The 1593-nt window shown below is 58.8% G+C and carries 1 protein-coding gene and 1 pseudogene; both read left to right on the top strand.

The window, feature by feature from the left end; translation table 11 throughout:
• Window positions 1–1227: TraG/VirB4 family ATPase (locus XcyCFBP4188_RS22270; RefSeq protein WP_487403398.1), on the top strand; the 1227-nt coding region annotated here is incomplete at its 5' end.
• Between the two features lie 67 nt (window positions 1228–1294).
• Window positions 1295–1593: pseudogene (locus tag XcyCFBP4188_RS22265) on the top strand (hypothetical protein); the annotation flags it as partial.

The following is a 1593-nucleotide window of genomic DNA, read 5'->3' as shown; positions in this document are numbered from 1 at the left end:
ACGCTGCAGACCACCAACGGGCAGCCGTATTACTTCAACTTCCACGCCACACATCCGGCCGAAAATTCCCTCGGCGAGAAGGCGATCGGCAACACGATGGTCATCGGCAAGTCCGGTACCGGCAAGACGGCGTTGATCAACTTTCTGCTGAGCCAGGTACAGAAGTTCGATCCGATCCCGACCATTTTCTTCTTCGACAAGGACCGCGGCGCGGAGATCTTCGTGCGCGCCTGCGGCGGCAATTATCTGGCGCTGGAAAATGGCGTACCGACCGGCTTCAATCCGTTCCAGTGCGAGCGCAATGAAGCCAACACGCAGTTCCTCGCCGAATTGATCAAGGTGTTGGGCGGCAAGGCCGAGTACAGCGCCCGTGAGGAAGAAGACATCTACCGCGCGGTGGAAGGCATGCTGGATACGCCCATGCACCTGCGCAGCATGAGCAACTTCCGCAAGAGCCTGCCCAACATGGGCGACGACGGCCTGTATGCGCGCCTGCGCCGCTGGACTACTGGTAACTCGCTGGGCTGGGTGTTCGACAACCCGGTCGATACCATCGACCTGACGCGGGCCTCGATCATCGGCTTCGACTACACCGACGTGATCGACAACGCCGAAGTGCGGGTGCCGGTGATCAATTACCTGCTGCACCGCCTGGAAGCGTTGATCGACGGCCGGCCGCTGATCTACGTAATGGACGAGTTCTGGAAGATCCTCGATGGCAAGGGGGGCCTGAAGGAATTCGCCAAGAACAAGCAGAAGACCATCCGTAAACAGAACGGCCTGGGCATCTTCGCCACGCAGAGCCCGGAAGATGCATTGGCCAGCGATATCGCCGCGGCACTGATCGAGCAGACCGCCACGATGGTGCTGCTGCCCAACCCCAACGCCAGTCGCGACGATTACATCGAAGGCCTCAAGCTGACCGATGCCGAGTACCAGGTGGTGGTCTCGCTCGACGAGCGCTCGCGCTGCTTCCTGGTCAAGCAAGGCCATGCCTCTGCAGTGTGCCAGCTCAACCTGCGTGGGATGGACGACGCACTCTCGGTGATTTCGTCCTCGACCGACAACATCGAGATCATGCATGAAATCCTGGCCGGCAAGGCCAGCAAGCTCGGCGTCACCGTCGACCAGCTGACGCCCGAGCAGTGGTTGAACGATTTCTATGCCAACCGTAAGGGCTCTGGGAAGCGCAAGTCTGTTAAGGACAAGGAGGCCGAAGATGCGTAACGCCAACATTCATCAAGAAATTCATCCGGCAACATATCCATCTGTGTCACAGGAGGCGAAGAACACCATGACAACCAAGTTCAGACATTTTTCTCGGGTAGTGACGGGACTGGTGCTGCTCTGCATGGCCGGAGCCGCCAGTGCGCAGTGGGAAGTCGTCGACAAAGACCTCAACAAAAAAGTGGAAGAGGTCCAAGATTCGCTGAAGCTTGGCAAAAAGCCCAAGGACAAGGACAGCGGGACAGAAGTCGACAAACCCAAGGAAGAGATCAAGGTGGTCCCGGACGACTACGGGATTTCGGATTGCTCGAGCACCACGGCAGGCACGCCGGTGGCGACCCAGCAGAAAGAAGGGTGCGAGCTGAT

The organism is Xanthomonas hortorum pv. cynarae (assembly GCF_002939985.1).
Lineage (GTDB): Bacteria > Pseudomonadota > Gammaproteobacteria > Xanthomonadales > Xanthomonadaceae > Xanthomonas > Xanthomonas hortorum_D.
Note: the sequence above shows the minus strand (reverse complement) of the source record. Positions and strands in the feature narration are given on the sequence as shown.